This is a genomic window from Halomonas sp. ABH4_019, from assembly GCF_056159885.1.
Genome location: NZ_JBSWWC010000001.1, coordinates 682,017 through 699,142, shown reverse-complemented (window position 1 = coordinate 699,142; position 17,126 = coordinate 682,017). Strand labels below are relative to the sequence as shown.

Genomic DNA, 17,126 nt, shown 5'->3' with positions numbered 1-17,126 from the left:
AGGGAGTCAAGATGACACAGGATCGTCGTGCCATCCTCTACGGGCTGGGCGCCGTCGGGCTCTGGTCTACCGTGGCCACCGCCTTCAAGGTGGCGCTCGCCAGGATGACCCCACTGGAGCTGATGTGGCTCGCCGCCCTGGTCTCCTGGGCGGTGATCGGCGTGCTGGTGGTGCGTCGTGGCCAGCTCCGCGAGGCCCTGAGGAGTGGCTGGCGCACCGCGGCCTGGGCCGGGCTGATGAACCCGGTGGCCTACTACCTGGTGCTGTTCGCCGCCTATGACCGCCTGCCGGGCCAGGAGGCCATGGCGCTCAACTACACCTGGGCGCTGGCCATGGCGCTGCTGGCGGTACCGATCCTCGGCCAGCGGCTCACCGTCATGGATATCCTGGCCGGCCTGGTCGCCTACGCCGGGGTCTGGGTGATCGCCACCCGCGGCCAGGTGCTCGACGTGGCCTTCGCCGACCCGCTGGGGGTCGGGTTTGCGCTGGTCTCGACGCTGATCTGGGCGCTGTACTGGCTGCTCAACGTGCGCGATCGCCGCCCGCCGCTGGTCGCCCAGTGGCAGAACTTCAGCGTCGGGGTGCCGGTGTTGACCCTGCTGTTGCTGCTGGGGCCGGGCCTCGCATGGCACGGCCCCATCGGGCTGGCCGCCGGGGTCTACGTGGGGCTGTTCGAGATGGGCATCGCCTTCGTGCTCTGGCAACTGGCGGTGGGCACGGTGTCGCGCACCGCCAAGGTCTCCAACCTGATCTTCCTGTCGCCGCCGGTCTCGCTGATGCTGCTTTACCTGGTCGTCGGCGAGCCGATCCTGCCCTCGACCCTGGTCGGCCTGGTGCTGATCCTCGGCGGCCTGGCCCTGCAGCAGTGGCAGAAGGCCCCGGCCACGCCTGACGGCAGCTAGTCTCCTCGGGCGGCCAGCGCGATGCCTTCCTGTTCCAGCAGTGGGGCGAGCGCCGGCCAGACGTTGTCGAGCAGCGTGGGCTGGGCCGCCGCCGTGGGGTGAATGCCGTCGTCCTGCATCAGCGAGTCGTCCAGCGCCACGCCCTCCAGCAGGAAGGGCACCAGCGGCACGTCGAAGCGCTCGGCGAGGCGGGGATAGACCGCGGTGAAGGCGTCGCGGTAGGCCGGGCCGTAGTTGGGCGGGATGTCGATGCCGAGCAGCAGCACCTCGGCGCCGGCGGCCTGGCTCTGCTCGATCATGCCCGCCAGGTTGGCGTGCAGCTGGCCGGGCGGCAGGCCGCGCAGGCCATCGTTGCCGCCCAGCTCCAGCAGCACGATCTCCGGGGCGTGCTGTCGAAGCAGCTCGGGCAGTCGCGCCGCGCCGCCGCCGCTGGTCTCGCCGCTGATGCTGGCGTTGATGACTTCGGCCTTCCCCTCCAGGCGTGTGGCCAGCAAACTGACCCAGCCGGCGTCGCGCTCGATGCCGTAGGCGGCGCTCAGGCTGTCGCCCATCACCAGCACCTGGGGGCGCTCGGCCGCCGCCGCCGGCATGGCCAGCATTACCAGCAGCGCCCAGAGCAGGCAGCGTGCCAGGGTATCGTGAGCTCGACCAACAGGGATGCGCTTTCTCATGACCGACCTCATGTCCGACTCCTCGCCAGGAAAACCTTATCCTATTCTACGCGCCGCCCAGTTGACCAAGCGGGTGGAGAGCGGCGAACGCTCGCTGACCATTCTACGGGATCTGGCCCTCGAGGTATTCGCCGGCGAGAGCCTGGCGATCCTCGGCCAGAGCGGCGCGGGCAAGTCGACCCTGCTCGGCCTGCTGGCCGGACTCGACGCGCCGAGCGCCGGCGAGCTCGAGCTGTTCGGCGAGTCGCTCGGCGCGCTCGACGAGGATGGCCGCGCCGGCCTGCGGGCCGGTCGGGTCGGCTTCGTGTTCCAGAACTTCCAGCTGCTGTCGACCCTGACCGCGCTGGAGAACGTGCTGCTGCCGCTGGAGCTGGCGCCGGACGGCGACGCCGAGCCCCGGGCCCGGGACTGGCTCGCCCGGGTGGGGCTCGGTGAGCGGCTCGACCACCTGCCCAAGCAGCTCTCCGGCGGCGAGCAGCAGCGCGTCGCCCTGGCCCGGGCCTTCGTCACCGGTGCCGAGCTGGTGTTCGCCGACGAGCCCACCGGCAATCTCGACCCGGCCACCGGCGAGCGGGTCATCGACAGCCTCTTCGCGCTGAATCGCGAGGCCGGGACCACCCTGGTGCTGGTCACCCATGACCTGGCCCTGGCGCGGCGCTGCGATCGCTGCCTGCGCCTCGTCGAGGGGCGCCTCGAGGCGATCGAGCGCGAGGAGGCCGGCGCGTGACGGGGCATATCCGACATTCCCTGCGGCTGTCCTGGCGGGGCCTGCGCCGCGACCTGCGCGCCGGCGACGTGCGTGCGCTCTTCGTGGCCCTGACCCTGGCGGTGGCCGCCGCCACCATGATCGGCTTCTTCCTCGACCGCCTGGAACGCGGCCTGACCCGCCAGGCCGGCCAGCTGCTGGGCGGCGATGTCGTCCTCGAGCAGTCGCGCCCCTTCGACGCCGCGCTGCGAGGCGCCCTGGAAGACGCCGGGCTGACCCTCTCCGACCAGGTCGACATGGTGTCCATGGTGAGCCACGACGAGGCCTTCCAGCCGGTGAGCGTCAAGGCGGTGGACGACGCCTATCCCCACTACGGTGAGTCCGTGGTCGATCGCGGCGACGGCAGCGAGGCGCTGGCCCGCGGGCCCGAACGCGGCACCGCCTGGGTCGCCCCGCGCCTGGCGCTGCTGCTCGACCTCGAGGTCGGCGACAGCCTGCGCCTGGGCCAGGCCGAGCTCCGGGTGAGCGGGGTGATCGAGCGCGAGGCCGATCCCTCGGCGGGCTTCGGCAGCTTCAATCCGCGGCTGATGGTGCACGTCGACGACCTGGAGGCCACCGGCCTGATCCAGCCCGGTTCGCGCATCGAGTACGAGCTGTTGGCCGCCGGACCGCCTGAGGCGGTGGAGGTGGTGACGCCTCGGCTCGAGCGGCTGCGCTCGGAGGGCGTGGAGGTGCAGGACGTGCGCCGCGACCGGCCGCGGCTCGGCAGCGCGCTGTCCCGCGCCGACCGCTACCTGAGCCTGGCAGGGCTCGTCGCCGTGCTGCTGGCCGGGGTGGCGGTGGCCATGGCCACCCGGCGCTATGTCGAGCGTCACCTGGATACCGCGGCCCTGCTGCGTTGCTTCGGCGCTCGTCAGCGCGAACTGGTGCGGCTGTTCGCCCTGCAGCTGCTGTGGCTGGCGTTGGCCGCCTCGGCGTTGGGCGCGCTGCTGGGCCTGGCCGGCCAGGCGCTGCTGCTGGGGCTGCTCGGCAGCCTGGTGGCGGTGGAACTGCCACCCCCGGGGCCGATGCCGCTGGCGCTCGGGGTGTTCACCGCTCTGGCGGTGCTGGCCGGGTTCGCCGGGCCGACCCTGCTGCGCCTGCGCCGGGTCAGCGCACTGAAGGTGCTGCGCCGCGAACTGGACCCGCTGCCGGCCTCGGCCTGGTGGGTGGTGGGCGTGGCCGGCCTGGTGTTCGGCGCCCTGCTGTGGCTGTACTCCGGGGACCTCCTGCTGGCGCTCGCGCTGCTGTGCGGCGGTGGCCTGGCACTGGCGGTGCTGTGGGGGCTGGGCGGCCTGATGCTGGCCGGCCTGCTGCGCCTCTGCGAGGCCCTGCCACAGCGCGGTGGGGCGGGGGCCCTGCAAGCCCTGCGCCTGGGCGGGCGCCAGCTGGCGCGGCGCCGTGCCGCCAGCCTCGGGCAGCTGCTGGCCTTCTCGGTGGCGCTGTTCGCCATGGCGATGATCGCCCTGGTGCGCGGCGACCTGCTCGATGCCTGGCAGGCCCAGCTGCCCGAGAACACGCCCAACCAGTTTGCCATCAACATCCAGCCCGCCGAGCGCGACGCCTTCGCCGCCGCCCTGAGCGAGTCCGCCGAGGGGCGCAGCGCCCTGTATCCCATGGTGCGCGGGCGGCTCACCGGCATCGACGGCGCCGAGCCCCGGGAAGCGGTGCCGGCGGAGGCGCGGGGCGACAACGCCCTGCGCCGCGAGCTCAACCTGACCTGGCGCGCCGAGCTGCCGGAAGGCAACCGACTGGTGGCCGGCGAGTGGTTCGATGTCGACCAGGCGCCGTCGGGCCGGGCCGATGAGGCGTCGCCGGTGCCGATCTCGCTGGAGCGCGAGCTGGCCGAGCGCCTGGGGCTCGGCCTCGGCGACACCCTGACCTTCACCATCGGCAGCGCCAGCGTCGACGGCCGAATCGAGAGCCTGCGCGAGTTGGACTGGGACAGCTTCCGTCCCAACTTCTACGTGATCTTCCCGCCGGGGGTGCTGGAGCGCTTCGGGCACAGCTACATCACCGCCTTCCATCTCGATACCGGCGACCGCGACACCCTGCGCCGCCTGGTCCGCGACTTCCCCGGCGTGACCCTGCTCGACGTGGAGGCGATCCTCGAGCGGGTACGCGAGGTGCTGGCGAGGGTCAGCCGGGCCGTGGAGCTGGTGCTGGGGCTGGTGCTGCTGGCCGGTGTCAGCGTGCTCTATGCGGCGCTGACCGCCAGCCTGCCGGTGCGCGCCCACGAGGCCGGGCTGCTGCGCGTGTTCGGTGCCGGCGACCGCCTGCTGCGCCGGGTGCAGGGCGCCGAATACGCCCTGCTCGGGCTGGCCAGCGGCCTGCTCGCCGCGGCCCTGACCGAACTGGCCGCGCTCGGGCTCTACGGGGGGTGGCTGGATCTTCCGCCGCGCTGGCACCCCTGGCTGTGGGGCGTGCTGCCGCCGGGCGGCGCCCTGCTGGTCGGCGGCATCGGCCAGTGGCTGTCTCGCAGCGTTCGCCGCCGGGCGCCGGCGGAGAGCCTGGGGCTGCTCGGCGAAACCTGATCGCCCCGGCCCCTCGCCAGCGACAAGCACCGCGCCGCCTGGCGGTGCCGGACCATGTCAACCGCCTGCTCGGCGCGTCTCGACGCCCCCGCGTCGACGCCCTGCAGGCCGATCACCAGGGAGGTGACATCCATGCGCAAGACTGCGACCCGGGCCGCCGCGCTCGCCACCGTGCTGACAGCACTGCCGTGGGGGCTGGCCCAGGCCGATGCCGAGCGGCTCGAGGCCGACCTGCGCGAGCGCTTCGCCGACACGCCGGGAACGCTGACCATCGGCGAGGTATCCGACAGCCTGCTCGGCGACGAGGCCACCGCCGAGCGGCTGAGCTTTGTCGATGCCGACGGTTCGCGGCTGGACGTGGCGCGCTATGTCGTCGAGGGGGATTACGCCGAGCCCGACGCGGTCATCATGGAGGACCTGCGGCTCGAGCGTACCGGCCGCGACGCCGGCGTGCTCACCGCCGAGCGGGTGCGCATGGTGCGCCCCGGCGGCCCCCTGCCATGGTCCGAGGGCGCGCTGAGGGACGTCGATTTCGCGGCCGAGGCTCTCACCGCCGAGGGGCTGCGCCTGGACCTCGAGGCGGCCCCGGTCACCTCCGCCGACGGCAAGAAGACCCTGGCCCCCGCGGGACCGTCCGGTGGCTGGCTGACGATGGAGCACCTGCAGGCCAGCGAGCTCTCCTCGCGGGCCATCGGCAGCCTGGAGATGCGCGGTATCGCCGGGCATGGGGATGGGCTCGAGGAGATCGGGGAGGGCGACTTCACGCTGGCCTCGCTGCGCCTCGCCGGCATCCGCCACCTGCAGGACGAGCCGAGCGTGGAGCGCCTGGAGCTGAGCGACCTGAGCCTCGAGGCCGATCGCCTGGTGGCCGATCTGGCGAGCCTCAGCGTCGATGCCGACATGCGCGACGGCGAGAGCGGGGGGCGCCTCGAGGGGCTCGAGCTCGACCTGGCGCGGATGATCGAGCGGGCGCCGCCCGAGGAACGCACCCGGTTGCGCCTGGCCAGCAACGTGCTCACCGGCGGCAGCGGCCGGCTGACCCTGGACGGCGAATTCGATGGCGGCTGGGAGGCGCTGGGGCAGAAGAGCCTGCTGAGCGGCAACGGTCGGCTCACCGCCGGCGACGCCTTCGACTGGCACCTCGACGCCGAACTGCCGGTACGCCTGCCGGACGGGGTGGAGCCGGCGGCCTTCCTGGCCGAGATGAAGGACCTCGAGGACGTCACCCTGCTCGGCGGCCGGATCGAGGCCACGCTGGCCGACCTGGGCCTGTTCGAGCGCCTGCCGGCCGTGATGGCGGCCAGCCGAGGCGTCAGCGAGGACGCCTTCCTGGCCCAGGTGCGCACCCAGGCCAAGGGCTTTGGCACCATGCTCGGGCCGGAGATCGGTGCCCTGCTGAACGGCGTGGTGGACATAATGGAGGGCCGGGCCAGCGAACTGACGGTGGACCTGACCCTGCCCCCCGAGAGCGAGGCCGAGGCGTTGGCCGCCGATCCGCTGGGCCTGCCGAGCAAGCTGTCGATGCGGGTGGAGACCCGCTGAGGTCGGCGTTCAGAATTACTGAAGCGCAGATGAGAAATCATGGGGCGCCGCATGATGGGGTTTCATGTGAAAGCCGCCATGGGCTGGGGTATCATGGCGGCCTTCGATTCCCCCGTTGATGCGAGGATTCCCGCCGATGTTCAGCCGTGACATGCAGATTGCCGGTTTCGATGATGCCCTGTTCGACGCGATGCAGAAGGAAAGCGCGCGTCAGGAGGCCCACATCGAGCTGATCGCTTCCGAGAACTACGCCAGCCCCCGGGTGATGGAGGCCCAGGGCAGCCAGCTGACCAACAAGTACGCGGAAGGCTATCCCGGCAAGCGCTACTACGGCGGCTGCGAGTACGTCGACGTGGTCGAGCAGCTGGCCATTGACTACGCCAAGCAGCTGTTCGGCGCCTCCTACGCCAACGTCCAGCCGAGCTCCGGCTCCCAGGCCAACGGCGCCGTCTTCCAAGCGCTGGTCACCCCGGGCGATACCGTGCTGGGCATGAGCCTGGATGCCGGTGGCCACCTGACCCACGGCGCCAAGCCGAACTTCTCCGGCAAGCACTACAACGCCGTGCAGTACGGCATCGACGAGAGCGGCCGCATCGACTACGACGAGGTCGCCAAGCTGGCGCGCGAGCACCAGCCGAAGATGATCATCGCCGGCTTCTCCGCCTACTCCCAGATCATCGACTGGGCCAGGTTCCGCGAGATCGCCGACGAGGTGGGCGCCTACCTGTTGGTCGATATGGCCCACATCGCCGGCCTGGTGGCCGCCGGGGCCTATCCGAGCCCGCTGCCCCATGCCCACGTGGTCACCACCACCACCCACAAGACCCTGCGCGGCCCGCGCGGTGGCCTGATCCTCTCCAGCGAGGGCGACGAGGCCATCGAGAAGAAGCTGCAGTCCGCGGTCTTCCCGGGCATCCAGGGCGGTCCCCTGGAGCATGTCATCGCCGCCAAGGCGGTGTGCTTCAAGGAAGCCATGGCGCCCGAGTTCAAGACCTACCAGCAGCAGGTGGTCAAGAACGCCCAGGCCATGGCCGGCGTGTTCATCGAGCGCGGTTTCGACATCGTCTCCGGCGGTACCGAGGATCACCTCTTCCTGCTGTCGCTGGTCAAGCAGGGCGTGACCGGCAAGGACGCGGACGCCGCCCTGGGCCGCGCCCACATCACCGTCAACAAGAACGCCGTGCCGGGCGACCCGCAGAGCCCCTTCGTGACCTCCGGGCTGCGCATCGGCACCCCGGCGGTGACCACCCGCGGCTTCGGCGAGGCCGAGTGCGTCGAGCTGGCCGGCTGGATCTGCGACATCCTCGACGTCATGGCCAGGGGTGACGACACCGCCGCCATCGAGGCCGAGGTCAAGGGCAAGGTCGAGGCCGTCTGCGGCCGCTTCCCGGTCTATCGCTGAGCGCCCGCTCGCTTCGCGTGACGACGCCCCGCTCCGGTTCGCCCGGGCGGGGCGTTTTACCGTCCAGGCCCATGATGCCGTGATCCGGTAGGCGCAATAGACGGCCCGAAAACCGGCCTGTTCGGCGTTTCGATGCCGCGGTCAGGGCGTTAGGCTTGGCGATTCGCCATGCCATTGCCGAGTCGAGACATGCAGGATCACCGCGGCCCTTCGCGACACGAGTCCCTCTTGCCCGAGACCCGCCACGACGAGAGCGGTCAGTCCTGGATGGTCAGCTACATCGATGTGATGACGCTGCTGGTGGTGCTGTTCGTGCTGGTCCTCGCCTTGTCTCACCGGCTCGGCGGTGGGGTGTCCGCCGACGAGCCGGCAGTGGCCGACGGGCCGGTGGCCGAGGCGCCGCCGGTCCACCTCGGTGTGCCTTTGCCGGCGCCGCTGCGCCAGGCCCAGGCCCGGGAGGCCGCGCCGGACTTCCCCATGACGCTACACCCGGGTGCGGTCTCGGCGGCCCTGGGCGTGGCCGGGCTGCCGTCGCCCGCCGCGCCCGTGGTGGCGCCGTCCTCGCCCCCCGAACTGCTGGCCAGGCGGGCGGATCGCGAGCCCGAGGCCGCGCCGGCGGGGGCGCTGCCGCAGCTGGCGTTGCCCGAGGGCCAGGCGCTCGGGGCGCCGCTGGCCGACTACATGGTGATTCTCACCGACCGCCTGCCCGCCGGCGTCGAGGCGGTGCCCGAGCCGGTGGAGACCCTGAGCCTGGCCGCCCGCGAGGTCGCCGAACGCGTGGCCGCCGCGCCCTATTTGCCGGATCTCGAGGGCGTGGAGGTGTCGCGGGTGTCGGAGGGCGTGCGGTTGCGGGTCGAGGACCGGTTGCTGTTTCCCTCCGCCCAGGCCGAGCTCACCGACGCCGGGCGGGCGCTGGTGGCCGAGCGCCTGCGCGAGGTGGTGGCGCGCCATCCGGGGGAGGTGGCGGTACAGGGGCATACCGACAGCCGGCCGATCCAGACGCCGCGCTTTCCCTCCAACTGGGCGCTGTCCAGCGCCCGGGCCATCGCCATCGTCGAGGCGCTGGTCGAGGCCGGCATCGACCCCGCGCGGCTGAGGGCGGTCGGGCTGGCCGACACCCGGCCGCTGGCGGCCAACGACAGCGCCGAGGGTCGCGCCCGCAACCGACGCGTCGAGGTCGTCATCCAGGCGCGCTAGGGGCCCTGTGTCGGAGGTGCGTTGTGGCAGCCGTGGCGACCGCATGGCGTCGTCGGCGTTCCGCCGCCGACCTCCGCTGCCCGCTCGGCAGGACCCGCCGCTGTGACCGTCGAGGCGGTCGACATCGCCCAGGCGCGGCCTTACCAGCCGTCGAGCATGGCACGCAGGTCATTGGTCAGCGGTAGGCTGATCTGGGTGGCGGCCAGTGCATTGGCGTCGCCGACGCGCACCACCCTCAGGGTCAGATAGAGGCGCTCGGCGCCCACCGCATAGGTGCCGACCAGCAGCGAGCGGGCGCCCTGGTCGACGCCGATCCGCCGGGCCAGTCGCGACAGCATCAGCTCTCCGGTGTGTTCCTCCACGTACAGCTGGCCGCGAAGCCGGACTTCACGCACCCGCAGGCCGGCCTCGGTGAGGCCGGCGGCGACGATCTCGCTGGCCAGTCGGCCCAGGGTCGAGGAACGGTTCAGGTCATCGATATCGACCACGGTGGTGGGGACCAGGGGGTCATAGTCGCTCAGCCGAGGATGCGCCGCGACCATCGCCGCCGTTGCCTCTTCCAGGGCCTGGTCCAGGGTCGGTGGCGGCGGCGGTGGCTCCGCCATGCTGGCGCAGGCGCCCAGGCCAAGCGCCAGGCCGAACGGGAGAAGGGGGCGAAGGCGTGCAGCGAAGGATGCGTGCATGAGGGGCGATTCCTTGGGCGTGACCTGGCGAGCCTGGGGCGCGCCGGAGAGGCATGATCTTTCCCCTGCATCGGCCGCATCGTCGATGACTTGAGCCAAGGCGCCCCGCCCGGGGCTTGGTTATGCTTGATTCAGCGGAGCGACCGACGGCGGGGCTTGTCGTGACGTGGCGCCCACGTCCCGCCGGCAGCATGGCGTTGCGCGCAGTGGTTCACGCCCTACTGGCCGCCAACGGAGGTGCGTCATGTCCCAGCAGCCCATCGTCACGGCCTTCTTCGACGAGGCGACCCATACCTTCAGCTATGTGGTTCGCGACCCGGGATCCAGTGCCTGCGCGATCCTGGATTCGGTGCTGGACTTCGACTATGCCGCCGGGCGCACCTCGGTGCGCTCCGCCGACGCGATCGTCGCCCATGTCGAGGGCGAGGGCCTGAGAGTGGCGTGGATCCTCGAGACCCACGTGCATGCCGATCACCTCTCCGCCGCCCCCTACCTGCAGCAGGCGCTCGGCGGCCAGGTCGGGATCGGCGCACGCATCGTCGAGGTGCAGGAGATCTTCGCCGAGGTCTTCAATGCCGGCAGCGAGTTCGCCCGCGACGGCAGCCAGTTCGACCGCCTCTTCGAGGAAGGCGACACCTTCGCCATCGGCGGCCTCCAGGGCCGGGTGCTGCATACCCCGGGCCACACGCCGGCCTGCCTGACCTACGTGGTCGGCGATGCCGCCTTCGTCGGCGATACCCTGTTCATGCCCGACTACGGCACCGCGCGCTGCGACTTCCCCGGCGGCGACGCCCGTACCCTCTATCGCTCCATCCACAGGCTGCTGGCATTGCCCGGCGAGACCCGGCTGTTCCTCTGCCACGACTACAGGACCGAGGGCCGCGAGGCATATCGGCACCAGACCAGCGTCGCCGAGCAGCGCGCCCACAACGTCCATGTTCACGAGGGCGTCGGCGAGGACGCCTTCGTCAGGATGCGCCGCGAGCGCGACGCGACCCTGGGCATGCCGCGGCTGATCATCCCCGCGGTGCAGGTCAACATGCGCGCCGGGCGCCTGCCCCCCGCCGAAGACAACGGCCAGGTGTACCTCAAGGTGCCGGTCGACCGTTTCTGAAGGCGCCGGGCGGTCAGGGGCGCGGGCCGAGGATCTCCGTGAGCCGCTCCTCGCTCGGCATGCCCTGGGCGGTGCGCAGCCGGCCGTCGACCCGATAGGCCAGGCCCGGGGTGGCGACCAGTCCGAGCGTCTCCATCAGGGTGTGGTTGTCCTGCAGGGCAAGCTCCCAGCGGCGGGGCAGGGCCTCCCGCGGCTCGACCGGGGTGCCCGCCTCGTGGGCCGCCAGCGCCGCGGCGGGATCGTCGGCGGCCAGCAGCGAGATCGCCAGCCGCGGGCTGTCGCGCTCGAGGATGCCTACCATGACATGGCGCAGCTGCACCCGGCCGGCCTCCACCCAGGGGCGGGCGGCCTGCCAGAAGCGGCGGCAGTAGGGGCAGTTGGGGTCGGTGAACACGTAGACGTGGCGCTCGGCGTTCGCTGCGCCGTCGGCGATCCAGGCGCTCGAGGCGAGCTCGGCCCAGGCCTCGGCCTCCTGGGGGGCACGCACCAGCCGCTCGAGCGGCGCCTCGGAGAGATTCTTGCCCTCGGCGTCCACCAGGTTGCCGATCACGGCATGCTCGCCGCCCTCGGTGACGAAGACCGTCATCGGTTGCCCCCGGGCGCTGGCGGCATAGCCGGTCAGGCCGTCGGGGGCCTCGAAGCGGCCATGCACGGTCAGTCCTTCGGCCTCGAGGGCCTGCAAGGGAGCGGGAAGTTCCTCGGCGGAGACGGCGAGTGGCACCAGCAGGGCGGCCGGTAGCAGGGCGCGGGGCAGGGTGGGCATGACGATCCTCCTTGAACGAGTGGGCCCCATGATGACAGCGCGCAGGCCACGGGGTTCGCTGGGCGCCCGGGGGCCAAAACCGTTACAATGCGGCAACATCGTCTTTCCCCGATCCCGGATTCCTGCTTATGCACTGTCCCTTCTGCGGCGCCAACGACACCCGCGTGACCGACTCCCGCCTGGTCGCCGACGGCGACCAGGTGCGGCGGCGGCGCCAGTGCGCGGCCTGCGGTGAGCGCTTCACCACCTATGAGACCGCCGAGCTGGTGATGCCCCGGGTGATCAAGGGCGACGGCTCACGGGAGCTGTTCGACGAGGCCAAGCTGCGCGCCGGCATGCTGCGCGCCCTGGAGAAGCGGCCGGTGAGCGCCGAGTCCATCGAGGCCGCAGTGGAGCGCATCCGCCAGACCCTGCGCGCCCGGGGCGAGCGGGAGATCCAGGCGAGGGACGTCGGCGAGGAGGTCATGCACGCCCTCAAGCGTCTCGATCAGGTGGCCTACATCCGCTTCGCCTCGGTGTATCGGCGCTTCCAGGACATCGACGAGTTCCGCGCCGAGATCGACCGCCTGGCCCAGGAGCCGAGCTTCCATCCCGAGGAGTCGCGCAAGCCATGAGCGAGGCGAGCCGCCACCCCGAGAGCTGGATGGCCCGGGCCCTAGTGCTGGCCCGCCGTGGCCTCTACACCACGGATCCCAATCCCCGGGTGGGCTGCGTGCTGGTCAAGGACGGCCGCCGGGTCGGCGAGGGCTGGCACCAGCGCGCCGGCGAGCCACATGCCGAGATCCACGCCCTGCGCGCCGCCGGCGAGGCGGCGCGGGGCGCCACCGCCTATGTCACCCTGGAGCCCTGTTCCCACCATGGCCGTACCGGCCCCTGCGCCGAGGCGCTGGTCCAGGCCGGCGTGGCCCGGGTGGTGGTCGCCATGCGCGATCCCAATCCACTGGTGGCCGGTAACGGCATCTCCATGCTGGAGGCGGCCGGCATAGACGTCGAGGTGGGTCTGCTCGAGGCACAGGCGCGGGCGCTCAATCCCGGCTTTATCTCGCGGATGGCCCGGGGCCGCCCCTTCGTGCGGTTGAAGATGGCGATGAGCCTCGACGGCCGTACCGCCATGCGTTCCGGGGAATCCCAGTGGATCACCGGCCCTCGGGCGCGCTGCGAGGTGCAGCGCCTGCGGGCCCGCTCCAGCGCGGTGATCACCGGCGTGGAGTCGGTGATCTTCGACAACTCCCGGCTGACCCTGCGCGCCGAGCAGCTCGAGCTGCCGGACGCCGAGGCCATCGCCGCCCGCCAGCCGCTGCGCGTGGTGGTGGATTCGCGACTGCGCCTGCCCGAGGCCGCGGCCTGCCTGCGCGAGCCGGGGCGTACCCTGGTGGCCACGGTCGAGGGCCATGACGACGAGCGCCGCGAACGCCTCGAGGCCGCCGGCGCCGAGGTGCTGGCGTTGCCCGCCATCGGTGGGCGGGTCGATCTGGCGGCGCTGCTCGCCCATCTCGCCGAACGCGAGGCGGTCAACGAGGCGCTGCTGGAGACCGGCGCGACGCTCGCCGGCGCCATGCTGGATGCCGGTCTGGTCGACGAGATGCAGCTGTTCGTCGCCCCGACCCTGCTCGGCGGCGAGGCGCGGCCGCTGTTCGCCCTGCCGGGGCTGGAGCGCATGGCCGAGCAGCGCCCGCTGGAGATCCTCGACATCCGCGCCGTGGGTCGCGACTGGCGCATCAGTGCCCGTCCCTCTCCCCTCGAAGACACTGGCGCCGAAGGACGCGCCACGGTACCCTGACGCGGTTTCGAGGCGGGCGACGCCCGACGGCGACTCCGGCGTCGTCGAGTCGCGACGACCGCAGTAGACTCAGTGGAGATTCCATGGAGCACTCCTCCTCCGGGGGCCTGGCCCCCATCGCCGAACTGATCGAGGACATCCGCCAGGGGCGGATGGTCATCCTGATGGATGACGAGGATCGCGAGAACGAAGGCGACATCATCATGGCGGCCGAGAAGGTCGAGGCCGAGCACATCAACTTCATGGCCCGCCACGCCCGGGGCCTGATCTGCTTGCCGATGACCCGCGAGCGTTGCGAGCGCCTGCAGCTGCCGCTGATGGTGCGTGACAACGGCTCCGGCTTCGGCACCAAGTTCACGCTGTCGATCGAGGCCACCGAGGGCGTGACCACCGGGATCTCCGCCGCCGACCGGGCGCGCACCGTCCAGGCGGCGGTGGCCCGCGACGCCCGGCCCGCCGATATCGTCCAGCCCGGCCACATCTTTCCGCTGATGGCCGAGCCCGGCGGGGTGCTGCGTCGTGCCGGCCACACCGAGGCGGCCTGCGATCTGGCGGCCCTGGCCGGCCTGGAGCCCAGCGGCGTGATCTGCGAGGTGATGAACGAGGACGGCAGCATGGCCCGCCGCCCGGAGCTCGAGGCCTTCGCCCGCGAGCACGGGGTGAAGATGGGCACCATCGCCGACCTGATCCACTATCGCATCCACAACGAGCAGACCGTCGAGTCGCTGGAGTCGATGCCGGTCCAGACGCCCCACGGCGAGCTGACCCTGCACGTCTTCCGCGACCGCATCCAGGGCGCCCATCACCTGGCGCTGGTCAAGGGGCATCCCCATCCCGAGGCGCTGACCACGGTGCGGGTGCACCTGACCAACGTGATGCGCGACCTGCTGTCGCTGCAGAAGGGCGAACACGATAGCTGGACCGCCCACGAGGCCATCGCCGAGATCGCCCGCGCCGACCAGGGCGTGTTCGTGCTGCTCGACGATGGCCGCCCGCGCCAGGATCTCCACGACCTGCTCGAGGTCTTCCTGGAGCGCCGCCGGCCGCCGCGCACCACCGATTCCGACGGCGCCGGCAACTACCTGACCATCGGCACCGGCTCGCAGATCCTGCGCGACCTGGGCGTGGGCCGCATGCGCCTGCTCAGCTCGCCCTGGAAGTTCTCGGCGCTGTCCGGCTTCGACCTGGAGGTGGTCGAGCGGCTCGAGCCCGGGCAACCGCCGACCGCCGCGGGTGACGACGGCGCCTGACGCCCCACCGACATCTCGCCGGGGCGCCGTTCGCGCGCCCGGTGTTTCCGTATCATCGGGTTCAGCAGGAAAGAGACCATGCAACCGATTTCCCAAGTCGAAGGCAGCTTCGTCGACGTCGATGGCCGCTACGTGATCGTGGTCGGCCGCTTCAATCATCATGTGGTGGACAGCCTGGTCGAGGGCGCCGTGGACAGCCTCACGCGCCATGGCGTGGACGAGGACAACATCGACATCGTCCACACCCCCGGGGCCTGGGAGCTGCCGCTGGCCATCAAGCGCGTGCTGCAGGTGGCCCGCCCCGAGGCGGTCATCGCCCTGGGTGCGGTGATCCGCGGCGGTACGCCGCACTTCGAGCACGTGGCCGGCGAGTGCAACTCGGCCATGAGTCGGCTGCAGCTGGAATTCGACACCCCGGTGGCCAACGGCGTGCTGACCGTCAATTCCATCGAGCAGGCCATCGAGCGCGCCGGCACCAAGGCCGGCAACAAGGGCACCGAGGCGGCCATGGCGGCCATGGAAATGGTCTCGCTGCTGCGTCGTTTCGGCGAGAGCGGGGAGGCGACACGATGAGCGAGCAGCGACGCGAGCCGTCCAAGGCCCAGCTGGCCCGCCACGCGGCCCGGGAGCTGGCCATCCAGGGTCTCTACCAGTGGCAGCTGACCGGCAAGCCGATCGGCTCGGTGGAGGCCGAGTTCCGCAGCCAGGTGGCCGACGAGGACCTCGAGGACCACGAGAACTGGCACAAGGTCATGGAGCTCGCCGACCTGGCGCTCTTCCACCACCTGCTGCACGAGGTGGCACGCAACCGCCGCGAGCTGGACGCCGCCATCGCGCCGTTGCTCGATCGCCGCCTCGAGGACCTCGATCTCATCGAGCTGTCCATCCTGCGCCTGGGCGCCTACGAGCTTTCCAAGCGCCCCGAGGTGCCCTATCGGGCGGTGATCAACGAGGGCGTGGAGCTGGCCAAGTCCTTCGGGGCCACCGAGGGGCACAAGTACGTCAACGGCATCCTCGACAAGCTCGCCGCCCGACTGCGCGGCGCCGAGGTCTCCGCGCGCCGCCGCTGAAGGCCTCGATCGGATGCACAGCGAATTCGAGCTGATCGCCCGTTATCTTGCCCCCGCGCCGGCCGAGTCCGCCGCCGGCGTCGAGCTCGGCGTCGGCGACGACTGCGCGCTGCTCGTGCCGACGCCCGGCATGCGGCTGGCGGTGAGCGTCGACACCTCGGTGGCCGACGTGCACTTTCCCGCCGATGCGCCGGCCTCGACCATCGGCCACCGGGCGCTGGCCGTCAGCCTCAGCGACCTGGCCGGCATGGGCGCCCACGCGCGCTGGTGCCTGATGTCGCTGACCCTGCCCGCGGCCGACGAGGCCTGGGTGGCCGACTTCGCGGCGGGTTTCCATGCCCTGTGCGAGGCCAGCGGCGTAGCGCTGGCCGGCGGCGACGTCACCCGCGGCGAGCTCTCGGTGGGGGTGACGGTGATGGGTGAGGTGCCGGCGACCCGGGCCCTGACCCGGGGCGGCGCCCGGCCCGGCCACCTGGTGGCGGTGACCGGCGCCCTCGGCGGCGGCGCCGGCGGCCTGGCCCGCTGGCAGGCCGGGGTGCGCGATCTCGACGACCCCCTGCTGCGCCGCTACCTGCTGCCCCGGCCGCGACTCGCGGCCGGGCTGGCGCTTCGCGGACTGGCCAGCGCGGCCATCGACGTCTCGGACGGCCTGCTGGCCGACCTGGGGCACATCTGCGTGGCCTCCGGCGTGGGCGCCGAGCTGTGGGCGGAGGACCTGCCCCTGGCCGAGGGGCTGGTCGCCGCCCTCGGCGAGGCCGGCGCGCGTCAGGCCGCCCGGGGCGGCGGCGACGATTACGAGCTGCTGGTGACGCTGCCGGCCGAGCGCCTCGACGAGGCCCGGGCGCGGCTGGCCGCCGACGGCCTGGCGCTGACCGCGATCGGTCGCGTGACGGCCACCCCCGGCATCGCCGGGGTGACCGACGACGGCGCCGCAGGATGGCAGCATTTCTCAGGAGACATGCCATGAACCGTGCCCCCCAGAGCGTCTGGCACCGGCCGGTCCACTTTCTCGCCTTCGGGTTCGGCAGCGGCGCCGTGCCCTTCGCCCCGGGGACCTTCGGCACCCTGGCGGCGATCCCTTTCTACTGGCTGATGTCGGAGCTGCCGCTGGGCTGGTACCTGCTGGTGGTGGCCATCACCTTCGTGTGGGGCATCTGGCTGTGCGAGAAGAGCTCCCGGGACCTGGGGGTCCACGACCATTCCGGCATCGTCTGGGACGAGTTCGTCGGCTACTGGCTGACCATGACCGCGGTGCCGTTTTCCTGGGAGGCCGCGCTGTGGGGCTTCGTGGCCTTCCGGGTGTTCGATGTCTTCAAGCCCTGGCCGATCCGCTGGGCCGACCGCCGGGTCGCCGGCGGCTTCGGCATCATGATCGACGACGTCCTGGCCAGTGCCTATGCCTGGTGTACCATGCACCTCTGGTTCTGGTTGCACTGAGTCACGCGGCCAGCGGGCCGGGCGTCGCTCGTCAAG

The 17,126-nt window shown here is 71.8% G+C and carries 17 protein-coding genes; 14 read left to right on the top strand and 3 right to left on the bottom strand.

What is annotated here, in order from left to right; translation table 11 throughout:
* The first annotated feature begins 11 nt into the window (after positions 1-11).
* Positions 12-902 carry a DMT family transporter gene (locus ACXAFN_RS03160; RefSeq protein ID WP_474986114.1) on the top strand — a complete coding sequence of 297 codons (891 nt, stop codon included), beginning with the start codon at positions 12-14 and terminating at the stop codon, positions 900-902.
* On the opposite strand, the gene ACXAFN_RS03155 is transcribed toward ACXAFN_RS03160, so the two are convergent.
* Complete coding sequence (locus ACXAFN_RS03155; protein ID WP_474986112.1) at positions 899-1,573, bottom strand: arylesterase; 675 nt, start codon at positions 1,571-1,573, stop codon at positions 899-901. The genes ACXAFN_RS03160 and ACXAFN_RS03155 overlap by 4 nt on opposite strands.
* A gap of 10 nt (positions 1,574-1,583) precedes the next feature.
* Here ACXAFN_RS03155 and ACXAFN_RS03150 point away from each other — a divergent pair, with 10 nt between their 5' ends.
* From ACXAFN_RS03150 to ACXAFN_RS03130, 5 genes are all read left to right on the top strand, one after another.
* A complete protein-coding gene (locus tag ACXAFN_RS03150) occupies positions 1,584-2,300 on the top strand; it encodes an ABC transporter ATP-binding protein (RefSeq protein ID WP_474987461.1) in 717 nt (238 codons plus the stop codon).
* Positions 2,297-4,852: an ABC transporter permease gene (locus ACXAFN_RS03145; protein ID WP_474986110.1), complete on the top strand. Its 2,556-nt coding sequence runs from the start codon at positions 2,297-2,299 to the stop codon at positions 4,850-4,852. Before ACXAFN_RS03150 ends, ACXAFN_RS03145 begins: the two co-directional genes overlap by 4 nt.
* 132 nt (positions 4,853-4,984) lie before the next feature.
* A complete protein-coding gene (locus ACXAFN_RS03140) occupies positions 4,985-6,394 on the top strand; it encodes a hypothetical protein (protein ID WP_474986108.1) in 1,410 nt (469 codons plus the stop codon).
* A gap of 136 nt (positions 6,395-6,530) precedes the next feature.
* Positions 6,531-7,796 carry a serine hydroxymethyltransferase gene (glyA, locus tag ACXAFN_RS03135; RefSeq protein WP_474986106.1) on the top strand — a complete coding sequence of 422 codons (1,266 nt, stop codon included), beginning with the start codon at positions 6,531-6,533 and terminating at the stop codon, positions 7,794-7,796.
* A 228-nt stretch (positions 7,797-8,024) separates the two neighbouring features.
* Positions 8,025-8,993: an OmpA family protein gene (locus ACXAFN_RS03130; protein ID WP_474986104.1), complete on the top strand. Its 969-nt coding sequence runs from the start codon at positions 8,025-8,027 to the stop codon at positions 8,991-8,993.
* A 140-nt stretch (positions 8,994-9,133) separates the two neighbouring features.
* Here the strand turns inward: ACXAFN_RS03130 and ACXAFN_RS03125 are convergent, their stop codons facing one another.
* Positions 9,134-9,676 carry a FlgO family outer membrane protein gene (locus tag ACXAFN_RS03125; protein ID WP_474986102.1) on the bottom strand — a complete coding sequence of 181 codons (543 nt, stop codon included), beginning with the start codon at positions 9,674-9,676 and terminating at the stop codon, positions 9,134-9,136.
* 244 nt (positions 9,677-9,920) lie between these two features.
* Between ACXAFN_RS03125 and ACXAFN_RS03120 the strand changes: the two genes are divergently transcribed.
* Entirely contained in the window at positions 9,921-10,790 is an 870-nt protein-coding gene (locus ACXAFN_RS03120) for an MBL fold metallo-hydrolase (RefSeq protein ID WP_474986100.1), read from the top strand.
* 13 nt (positions 10,791-10,803) lie between these two features.
* Here ACXAFN_RS03120 and dsbG read toward each other — a convergent pair whose 3' ends face one another.
* Entirely contained in the window at positions 10,804-11,553 is a 750-nt protein-coding gene (dsbG, locus tag ACXAFN_RS03115) for a thiol:disulfide interchange protein DsbG (protein ID WP_474986098.1), read from the bottom strand.
* A 128-nt stretch (positions 11,554-11,681) separates the two neighbouring features.
* Here dsbG and nrdR point away from each other — a divergent pair, with 128 nt between their 5' ends.
* The 7 genes from nrdR to ACXAFN_RS03080 all read left to right on the top strand — a co-directional run bounded on the left by nrdR (position 11,682) and on the right by ACXAFN_RS03080 (position 17,090).
* A complete protein-coding gene (gene nrdR, locus ACXAFN_RS03110) occupies positions 11,682-12,167 on the top strand; it encodes a transcriptional regulator NrdR (RefSeq protein WP_474986096.1) in 486 nt (161 codons plus the stop codon).
* Positions 12,164-13,333 (top strand): bifunctional diaminohydroxyphosphoribosylaminopyrimidine deaminase/5-amino-6-(5-phosphoribosylamino)uracil reductase RibD, encoded by a 1,170-nt coding sequence (gene ribD, locus ACXAFN_RS03105; protein ID WP_474986094.1) that lies wholly within the window; start codon positions 12,164-12,166, stop codon positions 13,331-13,333. The genes nrdR and ribD overlap by 4 nt, the downstream gene beginning before the upstream one ends.
* A gap of 83 nt (positions 13,334-13,416) precedes the next feature.
* A complete protein-coding gene (gene ribBA, locus ACXAFN_RS03100) occupies positions 13,417-14,583 on the top strand; it encodes a bifunctional 3,4-dihydroxy-2-butanone-4-phosphate synthase/GTP cyclohydrolase II (protein ID WP_474986092.1) in 1,167 nt (388 codons plus the stop codon).
* A 78-nt stretch (positions 14,584-14,661) separates the two neighbouring features.
* Positions 14,662-15,156, top strand: a complete 495-nt coding sequence (gene ribH / locus ACXAFN_RS03095; protein WP_474986090.1) for a 6,7-dimethyl-8-ribityllumazine synthase — start codon at positions 14,662-14,664, stop codon at positions 15,154-15,156.
* Complete coding sequence (gene nusB, locus ACXAFN_RS03090; protein WP_474986088.1) at positions 15,153-15,653, top strand: transcription antitermination factor NusB; 501 nt, start codon at positions 15,153-15,155, stop codon at positions 15,651-15,653. Before ribH ends, nusB begins: the two co-directional genes overlap by 4 nt.
* A gap of 13 nt (positions 15,654-15,666) precedes the next feature.
* A complete protein-coding gene (gene thiL / locus ACXAFN_RS03085; protein WP_474986086.1) occupies positions 15,667-16,620 on the top strand; it encodes a thiamine-phosphate kinase in 954 nt (317 codons plus the stop codon).
* Positions 16,617-17,090: a phosphatidylglycerophosphatase A family protein gene (locus tag ACXAFN_RS03080; protein WP_474986084.1), complete on the top strand. Its 474-nt coding sequence runs from the start codon at positions 16,617-16,619 to the stop codon at positions 17,088-17,090. The genes thiL and ACXAFN_RS03080 overlap by 4 nt, the downstream gene beginning before the upstream one ends.
* The last annotated feature ends 36 nt before the right edge of the window (positions 17,091-17,126 follow it).